Consider the following 18474-nt stretch of genomic DNA (forward strand, 5'->3'; position numbering starts at 1 on the left):
CTGCAACGAACGAGGACTACGCACTATGCCGCCGCTACGCTCACGGGTCACCACTGTCGGACGCAATGCCGCGGGCGCACGCTCGCTGTGGCGCGCCACCGGAATGACCGATTCGGATTTCGGAAAGCCCATCGTCGCCATCGCGAACTCGTACACCCAGTTCGTCCCCGGCCACGTGCACCTGAAGAACGTCGGCGAGATCGTCGCCGACGCCGTCCGGGCGGCAGGCGGAGTTCCCCGGGAGTTCCACACCATCGCCGTCGACGACGGGATCGCCATGGGCCACGGCGGAATGCTGTACTCGCTGCCCAGCCGCGAGATCATCGCCGACTCCGTCGAGTACATGGCCAATGCGCACACCGCCGACGCGCTCGTCTGCATATCCAACTGCGACAAGATCACTCCCGGCATGCTCAATGCGGCAATGCGCCTGAACATCCCCGCCGTGTTCGTCTCCGGTGGACCGATGGAGGCGGGCAAGGCCGTGATCGTCGACGGCGTCGCGCAGGCACCGACCGACCTGATCACCGCGATCTCCGCCAGCGCCAACGACGCCGTGTCCGAGGCAGGCCTCGACGAGGTCGAGCGCAGCGCGTGCCCCACGTGCGGTTCGTGCTCGGGCATGTTCACGGCGAACTCGATGAACTGCCTCACCGAGGCGCTCGGCCTGGCACTGCCCGGCAACGGCTCCACCCTGGCAACTCATCAGGCCCGTCGAGCACTGTTCACGCGTGCCGGCACCACCATCGTCGAGGCCGCTCTGAAGTACTACCGCGACGAGGACGAATCCGTACTCCCCCGCAACATCGCCACTCCGGCCGCGTTCCGCAACGCGATGGCTCTCGACGTGGCGATGGGAGGGTCGACCAACACGGTGCTGCACACCCTCGCCGCCGCACAGGAGGGCGAGGTCGACTTCGACCTCGACACCATCGATGCCATCAGCCGTAAGGTCCCGTGCCTGTCGAAGGTCTCCCCCAATTCCGATTACCACATGGAAGACGTGCACCGCGCAGGCGGAATCCCGGCTCTCCTCGGCGAACTGCGGCGCGCGAACCTGCTCGAAACCGACGTCTCGACCGTGCACACGAAGAGCTTCGACGAGTGGCTCGACACCTGGGACATCCGATCCGGGAAGGCGTCCGCCGAGGCCGTCGAGTTGTTCCACGCCGCCCCGGGCGGAGTCCGCACCGTCGAACCGTTCTCCACGGGAAACCGCTGGTCCTCGCTCGACACCGACGCCGCAGGCGGCTGCATCCGCGATCTCGAACATGCCTACACGGTCGAGGGTGGCCTGGTGGTACTGCGCGGCAACATCGCCGTCGACGGTGCAATCCTCAAGACCGCAGGCATCGACGAGGACCTGTTCTCCTTCCAGGGTCCGGCACTGGTCGTCGAGTCGCAGGAAGAAGCCGTCTCGGCCATCCTGCAAAAGAAGATTCAGCCCGGTGACGTGCTGGTCGTTCGCTACGAGGGCCCCAAGGGCGGTCCGGGCATGCAGGAGATGCTGCACCCGACGGCTTTCCTCAAGGGTGCCGGTCTGGGCAAGGTCTGTGCACTGATCACCGATGGCCGCTTCTCCGGCGGAACGTCGGGACTGTCCATCGGACACATTTCCCCCGAGGCCGCTGCCGGCGGTGTGATCGGACTCGTGGAGAACGGCGACCAGGTCCGGATCGACGTCGCGACTCGCACCCTCGAGATCCTCGTCGACGAGGAGACCCTCGAGACGCGGCGAGCGAAGATGAACGCGTCCGAACGACCGTGGCAGCCGGTCGACCGTCAGCGCACGGTCACCACCGCTCTGCGCGCCTACGCGGCGTTGGCGACATCGGCGGACAAGGGTGCAGTTCGCTACGTCCCCTGAGGGTGAAACGCACGTGAGCAGAACGTCGTAGCAGGCTACGAGGTTCCGCTCACGTGGTCTGGAGGGTATCCGGAGTCAGCGGACGACGGGGTTGGCCCCGTTGAGGAAGATCCAGATGCACACGCCCGCGGCGATACCGACGACGAGTGCGAGGAACGAACCGATCCGCGGCCGGGTGGCCCATCCGCGTCGGCCGTCGAATGCGATCTTGCCCGGGCCCGTGAGGATGATCGCGGCAGCGGCGAAGCCGAGAACCGTCTCGTACTCCACGCCGCCGGTGCCCGAGAACTGCAGTCCGGGCTCGACGGCTTGCTTGAAGCACCAGGCGTTGATGATCGTGGCGAGCACAGCGGCACCTGCCAGTGGTGTTGCCAGACCCAGGATCAGCAGCGCGCCGCCGAGGGTTTCGCCTGCCGCGGCCGCGATCGCGAGGATCTCCGAGTAGCGGAATCCGGAAGTCTCCAGCAGGTTCTGAAATCCGTCGAGGCCGGGGCCGTTCCACAGTCCCACGAGCTTCTGCAGTCCGTGACCGAGAAACACCGCGCCGATGGTGACGCGAAGGATGAACAGGCCCAGGTCGGTGCTGCCGCGGCGCGCGGGAACCTCGACGGTCTCCGTACGAATCTCCGGCTCGGACGCGACTGCTGCTGCCGGAGCCGCGGCAGCGGTGGTGCCCAGATACTCGGTGGAGCGATCGGAATAGGCGCTCGACGACGTGTTGTCGGAGGCCGACGGACGGTCGGTCGACGAATCGGCGAAGGCGGACGGGCGATATGCCTGCATCTTCTCCGTCGGCTGTGCATCGGCCGAGCGTGCACCGGACGAGGACGAGTGCGGAAAGTCGAGTTCGTCGTCGGTACGCGGCAGTCGGTCCGAACGCTGAGCGCCGAACGCCGTGGTCGGCGCACCCGAGGTGTCGGTGCGGTCGGACGCAGGCGTCTCGGAGGTGGAGCGCGAGGGTGGAATCTTCTCGGTGGGGTTGTCGTACGGGCTCTCGGCCGGTTCGTACGGCGTATCCGGCCGGTTGGGGTCGCGCGGTGTATCGGTCACCTCTCCACACTAGAGCCGATGAGTGCTCCTCACCGACGTTGACGCTCACGGCCGCGTGGCGAGTCTTCCCCGGCGTTCCGTACCGTTCGAGGTATGAAGCCGGTCGGAGCGTCGCCACGAACTGCAACCGCTGCCGTCGTCGCCCTGTCGATGACCGCTGCCCTGCTCGCCGGGTGCGCCCGATTCGACGACTCGAATGCGTCGCCGTTCACTCCTGCGCCGGAGGTGGGCGCGGCCGAACTGGAGCCGACGACCCCCAGCGAGACGACGCCGCCGTCCGATCCCGATGCACCGCCACCGCCGTCCGGTCCGTGTGTCGACCCCGATCCGGCGGTCATCGCGACGTGCCTGGACACCACGGGCGGGCTGGTAGCGCTCCCCGACGGACAGTCGGCGCTGGTTGCCGAGCGTCGCACCGGTCGCATCATGGAGGTCACCGCCGGCCGGACGCCGGTCGAGGTGGCGCGAATCGATGTCGACGGCACCGGCGACGGCGGCCTTCTCGACATCGCGTTGTCTCCGACGTACATCGAGGACGGGTTGCTCTACGCCCTCATCACCACATCCGCGGACACCAGGGTGGTCCGCCTGGCTCAGGGCGATGTACCCAAGGACATCCTGACCGGTATCCCCCGCGGCGCGACGGGCAATCGCGGGGCGATCGACTTCTACACGCCGAACGAACTGCTCGTCCTCACCGGCGACAACGGCGATCCGGGTGCGGCGGCCAGCCCGAACTCATTGTCCGGCAAGTTGTTACGGGTGACCTCACTGTCGCCGACAACGAACCCGCCGCGACCGCAGATCGCGCTCAGCGGTATCGGTACGGCGGGCGACGTCTGCACCGACGGCACCGGAAACATCTACGTCACCGACCGCACCGCGCTCGAGGATCGCCTGCAGCGCATCGACTCACTGGGCGCAGTGTTCAACCCTGTCTGGACGTGGCCGGACCGTCCGGGTGTTGCCGGATGCGCAGCGGGAGAAGGTGGCGTGGCGGTTGCACTCACAACGGCCAAAGCTGTTGCAGCACTGACCACGGACGCGAACACCGGAGCTGTCTCGGCCGAACCGACACTGCTGATCCAGAACGAGTACGGCCAGTTGAACGGCGCGACGAGCTCGGCCGATGGACAGATTCTGGTGGGCACCGTCAACAAGAACGGTGCGGAGCCCGGACCCACCGACGACCGCGTCGTCAAAGTGCCGTTCCCCGGCGGCGGCGGAGGCGGCTTCGACTGAACGAGAAACGACCGAGGCCGAGCGCTCGATTGCGCTCGGCCTCGGTCGTTCTCCGTCGTGATCAGGGCTGGCCGCAGGCCTCCAGTACGAGTTCCTTGACGCGAGCGGCATCGGCTTGGCCGCGTGTCGCCTTCATCACCGCACCGACGATGGCCCCGGCGGCCTGAACCTTGCCGCTGCGGATCTTCTCCACCACACCGGGATTCGCTGCGAGCGCCTCGTCCACGGCGGCCTGCAACTTGGTGTCGTCCTTCTCCAGTACGAGATTGCGCGCAGCCATGACCTCTGCAGGCTCACCCTCGCCCGCCAGCACCCCGTCCACGACCTGACGGGCACCGTTGTTGTTGAGCTTTCCGTCTGCGACCAACGCCGCCACCTCGGCGACCTGAGCCGGGGAGATGGACAGATCGGTCAGTTCGACTCCGGCGATGTTGGCCTGCTGCGCCAGGTACGACACCCACCACGACCGCGCCGCCTGCGCCGACGCACCCGCCTCGACCGTCGCCGCGACCAGCTCGAGCGCACCGGAATTCACCAGATCGCGCATCTCCTCGTCGGAGACACCCCACTCCTTCTGAATCCGACCGCGGCGCAACCACGGCAGCTCGGGCAACGTCGTCCGAAGCTCCTCGATCCACGCCGCGTCGGGAGCGACGGGCGCAAGATCGGGCTCGGGGAAGTAGCGGTAGTCCTCGGCGGTCTCCTTCTTGCGACCGGCGGTGGTGGTGCCGTCCGACTCCTGGAAGTGCCGAGTCTCCTGCGTCACCTCTCCGCCCGATTCGAGAACCGCTGCCTGACGCCGCATCTCGTACCGAACGGCAACCTCGACGCTCTTGAGCGAGTTGACGTTCTTCGTCTCGGTGCGCGTGCCGAATTCGGTTGCCGTCTTCTCCATCAGAGACACGTTGGCATCGCAGCGCAACGAGCCCTGATCCATCCGCACATCGGACACGTTCAGCGACTTCAACAGGTCACGCAGCGCGGTGACGTACGCCCGGGCGACCTCGGGCGCACGGGCACCGGTTCCGGTGATGGTCTTGGTCACGATCTCCACCAACGGAACCCCGGCACGGTTGTAATCGAGCAGCGAATGCGACGCCCCCTCGATACGGCCGGTCGCACCGCCCACGTGCGTCGACTTACCGGTGTCCTCCTCCATGTGCGCGCGCTCGATCTCGACTCGAAACGTACTGCCGTCGTCGAGCAACACATCGAGGTAGCCCTCGGTTGCGATGGGCTCGTCGTACTGCGAGATCTGATAGTTCTTCGGCTGATCCGGGTAGAAGTAGTTCTTTCGAGCGAACCGTCCCCACGGGGTGATCGAGCAGTTGAGCGCCAGCCCGATCCGAATCGCCGACTCCACCGCAGCCGAGTTCACCACCGGAAGCGCGCCGGGAAGGCTCAGGCACACCGGGCACACCTGAGTGTTCGGCTCGGCACCGAATTCGGTGGGGCAGCCGCAGAACATCTTGGTCGCCGTGCCCAACTCCACGTGGACCTCCATGCCCAACACGGGGTCGAACTTGGCGAGCACATCGTCGTAATCGATCAGATCGACGGTTGCAGCAGTCATGGTCAGTAGTTTATGCATTGCACACGACGCGCGAGTAACCACGTGCACTCGTTACCGTGCACGGGTGACTCCCCCAGAGAAGCAGACACTGTCCATGACCGTGCTGATGACACCCGACATGGCCAACTTCTCGGGCAACGTCCACGGCGGCACGATTCTCAAGTTCCTGGACCAGGTGGCGTACGCCTGCGCCAGCCGCTACGCGGGGGCCTATGTCGTGACTCTGTCGGTCGATCGCGTCGTGTTTCGCGAACCCGTCCACGTCGGAGAACTGGTCACGTTCTCTGCGTCGGTCAACTACACCGGCCGCACCTCCATGGAGGTCGGTATCCGCGTGGAAACCGAGAACATTCAGCGCGGTGAATTGCGCCACACCAACAGCTGCTACTTCACCATGGTCGCGATCGGCGACGACGGCAAGCCGAAGACACTGCCCCAGTTGACGCCGACCACCGAGGTCGGTGCTCAGCGCTTCGAGGCAGCGCGGCGACGGCGCGAACTACGCCGCGAGACCGAGGAACGCGAAGCCGAAATCCAGCAGGCCTCCGGTCGCATCTGACGGCTCACGACGCCACACCGAATTCAGCCGAAGAACGCGGCGGCGTCGTCGTATCGGGTCTGCGGTACCCGCTTGAGTTGCTTGGTGGCCTCGGCCAGAGACACCAGGCCGATCTCGGTGCCGCGCAACGAGACCATCTTGCCGAAGTCTCCCGAATGCGCCGCATCGGTCGCGTTGACGCCGAATCGTGTTGCGAGAACACGGTCGTACGGCGTCGGCGTTCCACCGCGCTGGACATGGCCCAGCACCGTGGTGCGTACTTCCTTGTTGATACGGCGCTCGATCTCGACGCCGAGCTGGTGGGCAACTCCGGTGAATCGAACGTGGCCGAACTCGTCGATTCCGCCGTCGAGAAGCTGCATCGAGCCCTCGATCGGCTTGGCCCCCTCGGCGACGACACAGATGAAGTGCGAGTCTCCGCGCTGAAAACGCTTGCGCACCAACGTGCACACCTCTTCGACATCGAACGGCTGCTCGGGAATGAGCGTCATGTGCGAACCGGACGCCAGGCCGGCGTGCAGAGCGATCCACCCCGCGTGCCGACCCATCACCTCGACGAGCATCACGCGCTGATGGGATTCTGCGGTGCTGTGCAGTCGGTCGATCGCATCGGTGGCGATGGTCAGCGCCGTGTCGAAGCCGAATGTGACGTCGGTGCAATCGATGTCGTTGTCGATCGTCTTGGGCACGCCGACCACCGGCACACCCTCTTCCGACAACCACGCGGCAGCGGTGAGGGTTCCTTCGCCGCCGATCGGGATCAACACGTCGATGCCGTTGTCCTCGAGAGTCTGCTTGACCCGATCGAGTCCGGCGCGCAACACATCCGGATTGGTGCGGGCGGTGCCGAGCATCGTGCCACCCTTGGTGAGCAACCGGTCGTTGCGGTCGTCGTTACGCAGTTGCACTCGACGGTCTTCGAGAAGACCTCGCCATCCGTCCTGGAAACCGACGACGGTGGAGCCGTACCGGGCGTCCGCGGTGCGTACGACTGCGCGGATCACCGCATTGAGCCCTGGGCAATCGCCGCCTCCGGTCAGAACTCCGATGCGCATCGATTTTCGCCTCTCTGCTCGCAGGTCCGTGAAGCGGACCCGGTGACGGACGTCAGCCTAATCGGGCGTGGGATGCTGCGCGCGTCGGTACCGTTCGGTGCTCACTTCGTCGAGGCGAGGCCGTGCGTCAGTCGAGCAGACCCACACGCTCGCCGAGCCAGTCCATCTCCTGTTCCAGCGCCGGGGCCCAGACCTGCATCGAGTGCCCGCCGGGCAGCTCGCTGTAGTGCACGTCGAGACCCGCGGACTCTGCGGCCCTGTATGTTCGCTCGGTCTGCGGCCGGAACTCTTCGTCGTCGGCTCCCACGACGAAGGCACCGGCCGAATCGGGAAAGCTGGTGCGCGAGAGTATGTTCAGCGGCGTCGTGCGCTCGAAACGCGCCTCGTTCGCCGGAGTGTCCGTGCCGTATGCCGCTGCAACGGATTCGCTTCTCGTGCCCCGACGTTGCTCGTCCTCACCGGAGATGTCGAGAAAGGTGGGGTACACCGACGGTGCCGTCACCGCCAGCTGCAGCGCGCACGTTCCCCCGTAGGAATAGCCGCCGACCGCCCAGGCCCTCGCATCCGAGGACACCCGAAAATTCGACCGAATCCAGCGCGGCACATCGACCGACAAGTACGTCGCGGCATTTCCGAGATTCGAATCCATGCACATCGGATTCGCCTCGGTGTCACCCAGACCGTCGGCCACCACGACGATCGGAGCCGCACCGCCGTGCCGCGCCGCGAAGGCGTCCATCGTCTGGGCCAGACGACCACCCTCGATCCAGTCGACGACGTGGCCGGGTTGGCCGGTGAGCAGCACCAGCACCGGCAGATCGCTCGCTCCGGCGTCGTACGACGCCGGAACGTAGACGGTGGCGGGCCGCGCGGCGAACTGCGACACAGTGCCGGGCACGTCCACATCGACCAACCTGCCGGTGCCCTCGGTCACGGCCGGACGGTGGCCCAGCGCCACGGCCACCGTCGGGTATCGAGTGACGGTCAGATTGGTGAGCACCGTCGCCGCCAACAGAAGCGACGCCACGAGCCCGAAAGCGCTCAGCGGACCGAACACCGCTCCCAGTGCTCGGCCTCGCCGGACCCGCAGCACGACAGCGACGGCGAGGACCGACGTCACGACAACGGCCGCCGTCGACGCGAGCACGGGCACTGCACCGGAAAGCAAGGGCAGATGAGCCAGATCGGCAGCCCACCGATGCAGCACCTCGAACTACCTCAGATCGCCGCGAGCGGCCTCGTATGCGGCACCGACGCGGTAGAGCCGCTCGTCCGCGAACGCCGGAGCCATGATCTGCAGACCCACGGGTAGTCCGTCCTCGGTGGCAAGACCCGACGGAACCGACATCGCGCAGTGACCGGCAAGGTTGGTCGGCAGCGTGCAGAGGTCGTTGAGATACATCGCCATCGGGTCGCCGACCTTGTCCCCCAACGGAAATGCCGTCGTCGGGGTCGTCGGCGACACCAGCACGTCGACCTTCTCGTATGCGGCATCGAAGTCACGTGCGATGAGCGTGCGCACCTTCAGAGCAGAGCCGTAGTAGGCGTCGTAATATCCCGCGGAGAGGGCGTACGTCCCGATCATGATGCGACGCTTGACTTCCGGCCCGAACCCCTGCGCGCGCGTGGTGGCCATGACCTGCTCGGCGCTGTGCTTGCCGTCGTCCCCCGCACGCAATCCGTACCGCATGCCGTCGAACCGAGCCAGGTTGGACGACACCTCCGACGGAAGGATCAGGTAATAAGCGGCCAGTGCATGCACGAAGTTGGGGCACGACACCTCGACCACCTCGGCACCGAGTTCGGTGAGTGCGGCGACCGCAGCATCGAACGACGAGATCACACCGGGCTGGTACTTGTCCGAGTGCAATTCCTTCACCACACCGACGCGCACGCCCGTCAGGTCACCACGAGCACCCTCTCGTGCCGCTGCGACGACCGGTCGAACAGCCGTGTCGACCGATGTGGAGTCCCGCGCGTCGTATCCGGCGATGACCTCGTGCAGCAACGCGGTGTCGAGCACGGTCCGACCGCACGGGCCGCCCTGATCGAGTGACGAGGCACAGGCGATCAGTCCGTAGCGCGAGACGCTGCCGTAGGTCGGCTTGGTTCCCACGGTGCCGGTCAGAGCCGCCGGCTGACGGATCGATCCGCCGGTGTCGGTGCCGATGGCCAGCGGGGCCTGGTACGACGCGAGCGCCGCAGCACTGCCGCCGCCGGAGCCGCCGGGGATGCGAGTGGTGTCCCAGGGGTTCTTCGTCGGACCGTACGCCGAGTTCTCGGTGGACGAGCCCATCGCGAACTCGTCCATGTTGGTCTTGCCCAGCACCGGAATGCCCGCGGCCCGCAGCTTCGTGGTCAGCGTTGCGTCGTAGGGCGACATCCACCCGTCGAGAATCTTCGATCCGGCCGTCGTCGGCATGTCGGTCGTGGTGAACACGTCCTTGAGAGCAAGCGGCACGCCGGCCAGAGCCGAGGCAGGTGCGTCTCCCGCCGACAATCCCGCATCGACGTCGGTCGCTGCTGCGAGTGCCTCGGACCCCGCGACGTGCAGAAATGCGTGCAGGTCACCATCGACCTCGGAGATCCGGTCGAGATGCGCCCGGGTCACCTCGACGGCGCTGATCTCACGCGCGTGGATGCGGGTCGCGAGCTCGGACGCGTCGAGCTTCGTCAGGTCGGTCATTCGCTCTCTCCCAGAATCTGCGGCACCGCGAAACGGCCCTCCTCGGCGTTCGGTGCACCGGACAGCGATTGCTCCGGCGTCAGGCCGGGAACGATCACGTCGGGACGCGTCACGTTCACGATGTCACTGGGGTTGGCCGTCGGCGGAACGTCGTCCGTCGCCACCTCCGCCACTGCCTTGACGTGATGAAGAATCGAATCCAACTGGCCGGCGAACTCGTCGAGTTCGGCGTCGCTGAGAGCCAAGCGCGACAGCCGGGCGAGGTGAGCGACCTCGTCGCGGGAGATGTCTGGCACCGCGTAGACCCCTTTCAGACGTGAGGAGCGGAGCCCGCAGAAGCGGCCCCGTATTCGTGCAGAGCGAACCTCACGGGTTCGCGAACGCGGTCCAGCCTAGTGCGCAGCATTACGCAGGCTTCACTCACGCCTCGTGGCTTGCGTCGAGTGTCGGAATTGTCACGGCCCGCGTTGCGCGACGTACCGGACAGGTCGAAGATGCAAGGATTGCTCGCGCCGGGGTGCACAGTGTTCCCTTCTGCCAGCCAGCAACGACCGCTGACGCTGGGGTGGCCGCAGTACGCCAGAAGTCGAAAGGGAGCGTGACATGTCCTACCTGCTCCGCGTCCAACTGCCGGATCGTCCGGGCAGCCTCGGATCGTTGGCCGTCGCGCTCGGGTCGGTCGGGGCGGACATCCTCTCCCTCGACGTCATCGAACGCGGCGACGGTTATGCGGTCGACGATCTGGTGGTCGACGTTGCTCCGGGTTCGCTTCCGGACACGCTGATCACTGCTGCCGAGAACCTCACCGATGTCCGGGTCGATTCCATCCGCCCGTACACCGGCGTCCTCGACACGCATCGCGAACTGGAACTGATCGATCGGGTCGCCGCGGCGTCCGACGATCGACTGCAGGTGCTCGTCGACGGAGCGCCCCGTGTCCTTCGAGTGGGGTGGAGCACCGTCGTTGCCACCAACGCGCACGGCCCGTTCCGGCTGGTGGGCAGCTCCGGTGCTCCCGAGACTCACGCCGCCGAGCTACCGTGGTTTCCGCTGAACGCCCCCGCTGCTCTGGACTCCGACGCCGAGTGGGTGCCCCAGGTATGGCGCGACATGGACACCAAGATCGCCGCTGCTCCCCTCGGTACCACCGGCACCGTGCTGATGCTGGGCAGGCCGGGCGGCCCGGAGTTCAGGCCCTCGGAGGTCGCCCGCCTCGGCTATCTCGCCGGCATCGTCGCGACGGTACTGAACTGACGCACCGAGGCACTGACGCGTCCGGGCTCGGTCAGTCCGCCGATCCGGGTTCTGCTTCGGTCGGAGCCACGGCCTCGGGTCCCTCGGTCAACAGCAGGGTGAAACCCGCTTCGTCGAGTACCGGCACGCCGAGCTCGATTGCCTTGTCGTGCTTGGACCCCGGAGCCTCGCCGACGACCACGAACGCCGTCTTCTTGGACACCGAACCTGCAGCCTTGCCACCTCGCAACAGAATCGCTTCCTTGGCCTCGTCACGCGAGTAGGACGTCAGCGACCCGGTGACCACGATCGAGAGCCCCTCCAGGTTCCGCTCGATCGACGCATCGCGCTCGTCTTCCATCCGCACGCCTGCTGCCTGCCACTTGTCGACGATGGCGCGGTGCCAGTCGACCTCGAACCACTCGGAGACTGCGGCCGCAATGGTGCCGCCCACCCCGTCGACCGCCGAGAGTTCCTCGACCGACGCCGCCCGTATCCGCTCGAGGCTGCCGAACTCCCCTGCCAGTGCCCTGGCTGCCGACGGCCCCACGTGCCGAATGGACAGACTGACCAGCACCCGCCACAGCGGCTGATTCCGTGCGGTGGCCAGGTTGTCGAGCAACTTTCGACCGGTGGCGGACAACGACCCGGATTTGGTGCGAAAGATCGCCGTCTTCATCAAGTCGTCCTCGGTGAGCGAGAACAGATCGCCCTCGTCCTCGATGGCCCCGGTGGCCAACAGGTCGGATGCGGCCTCGTACCCGAGGCCCTCGATGTCGAATCGCTGCCGCTCGGCGACGAAGAACACTCGCTCGCGACGCTGCGCCGGGCAGAACTGCGAGTTGGGGCACCGCAGGTCGGCGTCACCCTCCTTGGCCGGTGCCAGTGGCGTCGAGCACTCCGGGCACTCGGTGGGCATGACGAACTCGGTCTCGTCACCGGTCCTGGCGTCGACGACCGGGCCGAGAACCTCCGGAATGACCTCTCCCGCTTTGCGAATGGTCACGGTGTCACCGATCAGAACGCCCTTGCGCTTGACCTCCGAACCGTTGTGCAGCGTCGCCAGCGACACTGTCGACCCGGCCACGAGCACCGGCGTCATGTACGCGAACGGCGTCACTCTGCCCGTCCGGCCCACGCTGACGCGGATGTCGAGCAGCGTCGTGGTGACTTCCTCCGGTGGGTACTTGTACGCGATGGCCCACCGCGGCGCGCGAGACGTCGTCCCCAGTCGACGATGCAGCGACATGTCGTCGATCTTGACGACCAGGCCATCGATCTCGTGTTCGACGTCGTGACGGTGCTGGTCCCAGTAGACGACCTTCTCGACGACTGCGTCGACGCCCTGCACGCGGGTCGTGTGGGTGGAAATGGGCAGCCCCCAGGAGCGAAGCGCCTCGTAGGCGTGCCACTGCGACTCCGGGGTGAAACCCACCATGCGACCGAAGCCGTGGCAGATCATTCCCAGACGTCGCTTGGAGGTGACCGCCGGATTCTTCTGTCGCAGCGACCCCGCCGCCGAGTTTCGTGGATTCGCGAACGGGGGCTTGCCCTCTGCCACGAGCGAGGCGTTGAGCGCCTGGAAATCCTCGAGCCGGAAGAAGACCTCGCCGCGCACTTCCAACAACTCCGGCACGGGGTACTGCTCGCTACCCGTCAGAGTGTCCGGGATGTCGTCGATCGTGCGTGCGTTGAGCGTCACGTCCTCACCGGTCCGCCCGTCACCTCGGGTGGCACCGCGCACTAGCGTCCCGTTCTCGTACACCAGATTCAGGGCGACGCCGTCGATCTTGACCTCGCACAGGTACTCCAGATCAGGCCCTGCCTCGGTCTCGACTCTTTTGGCCCAGGCACGCAACTCGTCGTGATCGAACACGTTGTCCAAGCTCAACATTCGTTCGAGATGGTCCACGGCGGTGAATTCCGTTGCGAAGCCTCCCCCGACGAGTTGCGTCGGTGAATCCGCGGTGCGCAGATCCGGGTGTGCTTCTTCCAGCTCGTTCAGCTCACGCAGCAACGCGTCGAACTCGCCGTCGGACACGATCGGGGCGTCGCGCACGTAGTAGCGAAACTGATGACCGCGTACTTCCTCGGCCAGCATCTGCCATCGCTCACGATCCGCCGACGACGCGGCATCGAGTTCGACACCGACGGTCCCTGCGGTCTCGTCGTTTCCTGCGGGCGGTTCGGTCGCTTCTGGCACGTGTCGAAGATTATCCGAACCCACCGACAGAGAAGCACGGGCTGCAGCGCAGCGACTACCGCCCCAGCAGACCCAGCAACAGCGTCGCGGCGATGATCGCCACCGCGCAGACACCGGCGGTCAAGGCGAATCCGGTCACGAAGGAGTCGGCGTAGATTCCGCCGAGCACGGAGGCCATCACCGACAACAGCACTCCGGCAGGCAGTCCACGTCGCTGAGCATCCGATAGCCGATACATCGCACGATCATCGCAGAGGTCCCACCCAGGCACACCGGCGCATCGAGCGACGTGGTGCTATGGCTCAGATCTCGTCGATGACCAAGCTGTTTCCTCCGGACTGCTTGGACCGGTACATCGCCGCGTCCGCCGTACGGGCTGCTCTGCCGACCACGGACTTCCCCACGTCCCACAGAGCCGAATCCTCGCGCAACAACGCCATTCCCACGCTGACGGTGACGGGGATGTCGTCGCGGTGGTCGCAGAGCATCCGAACCGCGTCGAAGCCGAGATCGACCATCCCCCGCGCATCACCGACCATGGCGACGAGGAACTCCTCGCCACCGGTTCGGGCGAGCACTCCGCCCTGATGCCGGACCAAGCGGCGCAGCCGATCGGCGACGCGCACGATCACTTCGTCGCCGCGGCTGTGCCCGAATCGGTCGTTGACGGACTTGAACTTGTCGATGTCGACAACCAGGAATGCCATGGACATGCCCCGCTTGCTGGCCTGATGCCACAGGTCCAGCAATTCGCTGTCGATGCCGCGCCGGTTGTACACCCCGGTCAGAGGATCGAGAACCGATCGCTTGGCGTCGTTGGACAGCGTCGTCCACGCCACCTGAGCGAACACCGGCACACCGACGGTGGCGAGAAGGAGAACCACGGTGGCCGTCGCCACCGAAGGCCCGTCGATGTATCCGACCTCGCCGTTCATCACTGCCAGGAACACGCGGACACCGAACCCGATGATGAACGTGGCGGTCCATACCAGGTGCGCCACCAGCAGCCGCGGACTGAGGAAGTAGGTGCAGAACGCCCCCGTGACGGCGAACAACACCGTTCCGATCAGGGAAGCGACAGGTGCGTACAGAATCAACACCGATGTCGTGAGAATGTCCCCGAAGGCCAGAAACGCGACGAAGAACTTCTTCCCGGGGATCGGCCCGAACACGCACCGTGCGGCGACGAACACCTGGGTGACGAGAACGAAGAGAACCCAGCCGATGGCCACACTGCCCTGAGGACCGAGATCGCTGAACAGCATCAGGATCGACGTGACGGCGTACATCATCGTGGCGGTGCCGAACACGGCACGAATGATCCCGGTCAGCGGACGGGTCGATCTGTGATTGAGGATCCACTCGAAATCGTGCGGAGCCCCGTACCAGTCGGAGGTGGCCGCGGCCAGTTTCGCCAGGAGACCTCGGCGGTGCCTGCCGGAACGCCGGAGGGAGGCAACCTCGTCGAAGTCGCGACCACCTGATGCCATTTCCGAACTCCCACGTATTCAACAGACCCCCAACGGCCATGTGAATAGTGTCACACCTGTTCGACGTACTAATTGTAGTGGGCTCGATCCTCCGGAGTCCGCGGTGTTTCACTCCGTCCGGCTGTGTGATCTCACAACGAATCGGGTGAATCTCCGAACGCGGCGGCCACGTCGTGGGCGAGTCCTGTTGCGCGACGGGCCCACTCCGGTGTGCTGCCCGCCAATCCACATACAGGCGTCACAGAAATCCGGGAGGCGAGAACCGACCTGTCGAAACCGAGTCGGTCGATCAATGTGACACCGGGCTCGGCCAGTTCGCGCCACTGGGGTGGCCGCGCGGGGGCTTCGGACGGAATCAACCCGAGCATCAGTGTCTTGCCGGATTGCAGCAGCTCGCCGACTCCGTCGAAGTCGCTGCGGCGCAGCGCAGTCGCGTCGACGGAAACCGCAACGGCACGCGAGCGGCGAAGAAGATCGAAGGGAACGTCGCCGTCGCAGCAATGCACCGCAACGGGAAGGTCTATCGTCTCGATCAGTGAATCCAGCAGGTCGAGAACGTCCGGTTCCGGGACTGCGCGCACCGAATCGAGCCCGGTGATCCCCGTCAGGCTGCCGGCCAGAACGGCTGCGAGACTGGGTTCGTCGAGCTGAACGACGACCTCGACCCCCAGCCGACGCGTCAACTCCGCACAGTGCAGACGCAGCCCTTCGCCGAGAGATTCGGCGAAGTGCCGCAGCGCCCCGCGATCGGTCAGGGCCCGATGCCCGTGCCGAAGTTCGACCTGCGCTGCCATCGTGAACGGACCGGCGGCCTGGACCTTGATGGTGCGGCCACTACCGCGAAGCCCCGAGACCTCCCACAGTTCCTCGAGCACATCGAGGTCCTCGGCCAGGAAATCGGTCGCCCGACGGCCGGCGAGCATCGGACGTGGCACGACGCGATAGCCGGAGGTGCGTACGTCGAGTTCGACGTCGACCATGATGGCTCCGGTGCGCCCGATCATGTCCGCGCCCAGACCGCGGGCCGGAAGTTCGACGATGTGTGGAAGCTCGGTGAACTCCCCTACGACGACCGCCGCGGCCTCACGGATGTCGGTGCCCGGCCACGAACCGATACCGGTCGCGAGCCCCGCGAAAACGCTCGGGGTCACTCGCGCTCGGATCGAGTGCCCGAGATGGTCGAGCTGCCGATGACGATGTCTCCGTGAATGTCTTTGCGGTACAGCACCGCTGCCTGCCCCTTGGCCACACCGGTCAGTGGAGACCGCAGTTGGATCTCCATGCCGTCGCCCGCTGCCTCGGCGACGGCCTCGGTCAGTCCACCGTGCGCGCGAACCTGGACGACGCACTCGATGGGGCCGGTCGGGGCGGTACCTTCGGTCCACACCGCGCGGTCACCGCTGATCGCCCAGACGTCGAGCTTCTGCGCGGAGCCGACCATGACCGTGCCACTGTCGGGTTCGATCGACGTCACGTAGCGGGGACGGCCGTCGGCGGCCGGTCCTTCCACACCGAGACCCTTGCGTTGCCCGATGGTGAAGCCGTGCACGCCCTCGTGATCGGCCAGTTCGGCTCCGGTCTCGGAGTCGACGACCTTGCCCGGGCGCACGCCGATGCGCGCGCCCAGGAATGCGCGAGTGTCGCCCGAGGGGATGAAGCAGATGTCGTGACTGTCGGGCTTGTCGGCAACGGCCAACCCTCGCTCGGCAGCTTCCTCGCGAATCTCGGACTTCGGGGTGTCGCCGATGGGGAACATCGCACGCGAGAGCTGTGCCTGGTTCAGTACCGCCAATACGTACGACTGGTCCTTGTCCGCGTCCACGGCACGTCGCAAGACGCCGTCGTGCAGTTGCGCGTAGTGCCCGGTCGCCACGGCGTCGAAGCCCAGCGCGAGAGCGCGGTCCGCCAGAGCGGAGAACTTGATCTTCTCGTTGCAGCGCAGGCACGGATTCGGGGTCTCGCCCGCGGCGTAGGACGCGACGAAATCGTCGATGACGTCCTCTTTGAAGCGATCGGCGAAATCCCATACGTAGAAGGGGATTCCGAGTACGTCGGCAGCGCGACGAGCGTCACCCGCGTCTTCCTTGGAACAGCAACCACGCGAACCGGTGCGCAGAGCTCCCGGAGCGGTCGACAGAGCCAGGTGCACGCCGACGACGTCGTGGCCCTCGTCCACGGCACGGGCCGCGGCCACGGCCGAGTCGACTCCCCCGCTCATAGCAGCCAGAACACGCATCAGCGATTTCCTCCTCGAGCTCCGACGCCGGCCATTCCAGCGGCGCGAGCACGTTCGACGACCTGCGGCAGAACCGCAAGCACAGTGGTGACGTCCGATTCGGACGAGCCGGCTCCCAGCGAGAACCGCAGTGATCCACGGGCGACGGCCGGATCGCACCCGAGCGCAATCAGTACATGGCTGGCACTGGCGACGCCTGCGGTGCACGCCGAGCCCGTCGAGCATTCTATGCCTGCCGCGTCGAGCAACATCAACAGCGAATCACCCTCGCACCCGGGAAAGGTGAAATGCACGTTCCCGGCCAGCCGGTCGTCGCCTTCCGGACCGTTGAGGATCGCGTCGGGAACGGCGTCTCGGATTCCGGCGATCAACCGATCTCGTAGTGCTCCGAGTTCTGCTCGGTGCCGCGCGGAGTCCTCGACGGTAGAACGCAGCGCAGCCGCCATCGCGACGACGCCTGCAGTGTCCGGAGTGCCCGATCGAACGTCTCGCTCGTGCCCCCCGCCGTGGAAGAGCGGAACACACGGGACCTGGCGGCCGAGCAACAACGCTCCGACGCCCTGGGGTCCGCCGAACTTGTGCGCGGCGATGCTGAGGGCGGACAGGCCGCTCTCGGAGAACCCGACGGGCAGATGCGGCACGGCCTGGACCGCATCGCTGTGCATCGGAACCCCGTATTCGGCGGCCACGGCTGCGAGCTCGGCGATCGGCATGACGGTGCCGATTTCGTTGTTGGCCCACATGATCGTCACCAACGCGGTCTCGTCGGCATGCAGGGCCAGCTCGGCGCGCAGGGCATCCGGGGTGACCCGCCCCTCGGCGTCGACCGGGAGCCACGTGACACTCGCACCGTCGTGTGCGACGAGCCACTCCACTGCGTCGAGTACCGCGTGATGTTCAACCGAGCTGGCGATGATCCTGGTCAGCGCCGCATCGGAGTCTCGACGCGCAGCGAAGATGCCCTTGACGGCGAGGTTGTCACTCTCGGTACCGCCGGAGGTGAAGATCACCTCGGACGGGCGCGCGCCCAGATCCGCAGCGATCGACTCGCGGGATTCCTCCACTCGACGCCGAGCGGAACGACCGGAGGTGTGCAGCGAGGACGCGTTGCCCACCGTGGCGAACACAGATGTCATCGCCTCGATCGCACTCGGCAGCATCGGGGTCGTCGCTGCGTGATCGAGGTACACCGGTGGCCGCGGCGGGACGGGAGCAGTCGTACTGCGCACAGAAGGCATAACAGGCTAGACGATACCCGCTGCCGTGACCGCGGACCTACC

The 18474-nt window shown here is 66.2% G+C and carries 16 protein-coding genes; 4 read left to right on the forward strand and 12 right to left on the reverse strand.

Translation table 11 applies throughout. The features are described 5' to 3' along the window. Positions 1-25: 25 nt before the first annotated feature. Positions 26-1867, forward strand: a complete 1842-nt coding sequence (ilvD, locus tag CH291_RS24355) for a dihydroxy-acid dehydratase (protein WP_094688815.1) — start codon at positions 26-28, stop codon at positions 1865-1867. Positions 1868-1942: 75 nt separating this feature from the next. Here the strand turns inward: ilvD and CH291_RS24360 are convergent, their stop codons facing one another. Beyond that, positions 1943-2917, reverse strand: coding sequence for a DoxX family protein (locus tag CH291_RS24360; protein ID WP_094688816.1), 975 nt, complete (start codon positions 2915-2917; stop codon positions 1943-1945). Positions 2918-3010: 93 nt separating this feature from the next. Here CH291_RS24360 and CH291_RS24365 point away from each other — a divergent pair, with 93 nt between their 5' ends. Further along, positions 3011-4159, forward strand: coding sequence for a PQQ-dependent sugar dehydrogenase (locus CH291_RS24365; protein WP_094688817.1), 1149 nt, complete (start codon positions 3011-3013; stop codon positions 4157-4159). Positions 4160-4220: 61 nt separating this feature from the next. Here CH291_RS24365 and gatB read toward each other — a convergent pair whose 3' ends face one another. Next, the gene (gatB, locus tag CH291_RS24370; RefSeq protein WP_094671441.1) at positions 4221-5732 is read right to left on the reverse strand and encodes an Asp-tRNA(Asn)/Glu-tRNA(Gln) amidotransferase subunit GatB; all 1512 of its coding nucleotides are present in this window, start codon (positions 5730-5732) and stop codon (positions 4221-4223) included. A gap of 94 nt (positions 5733-5826) precedes the next feature. Here gatB and CH291_RS24375 point away from each other — a divergent pair, with 94 nt between their 5' ends. Then, positions 5827-6291 (forward strand): acyl-CoA thioesterase, encoded by a 465-nt coding sequence (locus tag CH291_RS24375; protein WP_256980975.1) that lies wholly within the window; start codon positions 5827-5829, stop codon positions 6289-6291. 23 nt (positions 6292-6314) lie between these two features. Here the strand turns inward: CH291_RS24375 and CH291_RS24380 are convergent, their stop codons facing one another. The 4 genes from CH291_RS24380 to gatC form a co-directional block, all read right to left on the reverse strand. Then, on the reverse strand, positions 6315-7346 hold the full coding sequence (locus tag CH291_RS24380; RefSeq protein WP_094642260.1) for an ATP-dependent 6-phosphofructokinase: 1032 nt from the start codon (positions 7344-7346) through the stop codon (positions 6315-6317). Between the two features lie 127 nt (positions 7347-7473). After that, positions 7474-8553 (reverse strand): alpha/beta hydrolase, encoded by a 1080-nt coding sequence (locus CH291_RS24385; RefSeq protein WP_256980963.1) that lies wholly within the window; start codon positions 8551-8553, stop codon positions 7474-7476. Between the two features lie 6 nt (positions 8554-8559). Further along, the gene (gene gatA, locus CH291_RS24390; protein ID WP_094642261.1) at positions 8560-10032 is read right to left on the reverse strand and encodes an Asp-tRNA(Asn)/Glu-tRNA(Gln) amidotransferase subunit GatA; all 1473 of its coding nucleotides are present in this window, start codon (positions 10030-10032) and stop codon (positions 8560-8562) included. Then, positions 10029-10328: an Asp-tRNA(Asn)/Glu-tRNA(Gln) amidotransferase subunit GatC gene (gene gatC, locus CH291_RS24395; protein WP_068045762.1), complete on the reverse strand. Its 300-nt coding sequence runs from the start codon at positions 10326-10328 to the stop codon at positions 10029-10031. The genes gatA and gatC overlap by 4 nt, the downstream gene beginning before the upstream one ends. Before the next feature lie 307 nt (positions 10329-10635). On the opposite strand from gatC, the gene CH291_RS24400 reads away from it, so the two are divergent. Further along, positions 10636-11286 carry an amino acid-binding protein gene (locus tag CH291_RS24400; protein ID WP_068045765.1) on the forward strand — a complete coding sequence of 217 codons (651 nt, stop codon included), beginning with the start codon at positions 10636-10638 and terminating at the stop codon, positions 11284-11286. A 31-nt stretch (positions 11287-11317) separates the two neighbouring features. Here CH291_RS24400 and ligA read toward each other — a convergent pair whose 3' ends face one another. The 6 genes from ligA to CH291_RS24430 form a co-directional block, all read right to left on the reverse strand. Continuing rightward, positions 11318-13366, reverse strand: coding sequence for an NAD-dependent DNA ligase LigA (gene ligA / locus CH291_RS24405; protein ID WP_094642450.1), 2049 nt, complete (start codon positions 13364-13366; stop codon positions 11318-11320). Between the two features lie 157 nt (positions 13367-13523). After that, complete coding sequence (locus CH291_RS24410) at positions 13524-13706, reverse strand: hypothetical protein (RefSeq protein WP_068045768.1); 183 nt, start codon at positions 13704-13706, stop codon at positions 13524-13526. Positions 13707-13770: 64 nt separating this feature from the next. Further along, the gene (locus CH291_RS24415) at positions 13771-14958 is read right to left on the reverse strand and encodes a GGDEF domain-containing protein (RefSeq protein ID WP_082898580.1); all 1188 of its coding nucleotides are present in this window, start codon (positions 14956-14958) and stop codon (positions 13771-13773) included. Between the two features lie 131 nt (positions 14959-15089). Then, positions 15090-16109 (reverse strand): methionine synthase, encoded by a 1020-nt coding sequence (locus CH291_RS24420; protein WP_094642262.1) that lies wholly within the window; start codon positions 16107-16109, stop codon positions 15090-15092. Next, positions 16106-17194, reverse strand: a complete 1089-nt coding sequence (gene mnmA / locus CH291_RS24425) for a tRNA 2-thiouridine(34) synthase MnmA (protein WP_068045774.1) — start codon at positions 17192-17194, stop codon at positions 16106-16108. Before mnmA ends, CH291_RS24420 begins: the two co-directional genes overlap by 4 nt. After that, positions 17194-18432, reverse strand: coding sequence for a cysteine desulfurase family protein (locus tag CH291_RS24430; protein WP_068045777.1), 1239 nt, complete (start codon positions 18430-18432; stop codon positions 17194-17196). The genes mnmA and CH291_RS24430 overlap by 1 nt, the downstream gene beginning before the upstream one ends. Positions 18433-18474: the final 42 nt, after the last annotated feature.

Source organism: Rhodococcus sp. 14-1411-2a (assembly GCF_002259485.1).
Classification (GTDB): Bacteria; Actinomycetota; Actinomycetes; order Mycobacteriales; family Mycobacteriaceae; genus Rhodococcoides.

Coding starts and splice junctions, on each gene's coding strand:
- ilvD (WP_094688815.1), top strand. CDS start 26: ATGCCGCCGCTACGCTCACGGGTCACCACTGTCGGACGCAATGCCGCG.
- CH291_RS24365 (WP_094688817.1), top strand. CDS start 3,011: ATGAAGCCGGTCGGAGCGTCGCCACGAACTGCAACCGCTGCCGTCGTC.
- gatB (WP_094671441.1), bottom strand. CDS start 5,732: ATGACTGCTGCAACCGTCGATCTGATCGATTACGACGATGTGCTCGCC.
- CH291_RS24375 (WP_256980975.1), top strand. CDS start 5,827: ATGACCGTGCTGATGACACCCGACATGGCCAACTTCTCGGGCAACGTC.
- CH291_RS24380 (WP_094642260.1), bottom strand. CDS start 7,346: ATGCGCATCGGAGTTCTGACCGGAGGCGGCGATTGCCCAGGGCTCAAT.
- gatA (WP_094642261.1), bottom strand. CDS start 10,032: ATGACCGACCTGACGAAGCTCGACGCGTCCGAGCTCGCGACCCGCATC.
- CH291_RS24400 (WP_068045765.1), top strand. CDS start 10,636: ATGTCCTACCTGCTCCGCGTCCAACTGCCGGATCGTCCGGGCAGCCTC.
- ligA (WP_094642450.1), bottom strand. CDS start 13,366: ATGCTGGCCGAGGAAGTACGCGGTCATCAGTTTCGCTACTACGTGCGC.
- CH291_RS24410 (WP_068045768.1), bottom strand. CDS start 13,706: ATGTATCGGCTATCGGATGCTCAGCGACGTGGACTGCCTGCCGGAGTG.
- CH291_RS24415 (WP_082898580.1), bottom strand. CDS start 14,958: ATGGCATCAGGTGGTCGCGACTTCGACGAGGTTGCCTCCCTCCGGCGT.
- mnmA (WP_068045774.1), bottom strand. CDS start 17,194: ATGCGTGTTCTGGCTGCTATGAGCGGGGGAGTCGACTCGGCCGTGGCC.
- CH291_RS24430 (WP_068045777.1), bottom strand. CDS start 18,432: ATGCCTTCTGTGCGCAGTACGACTGCTCCCGTCCCGCCGCGGCCACCG.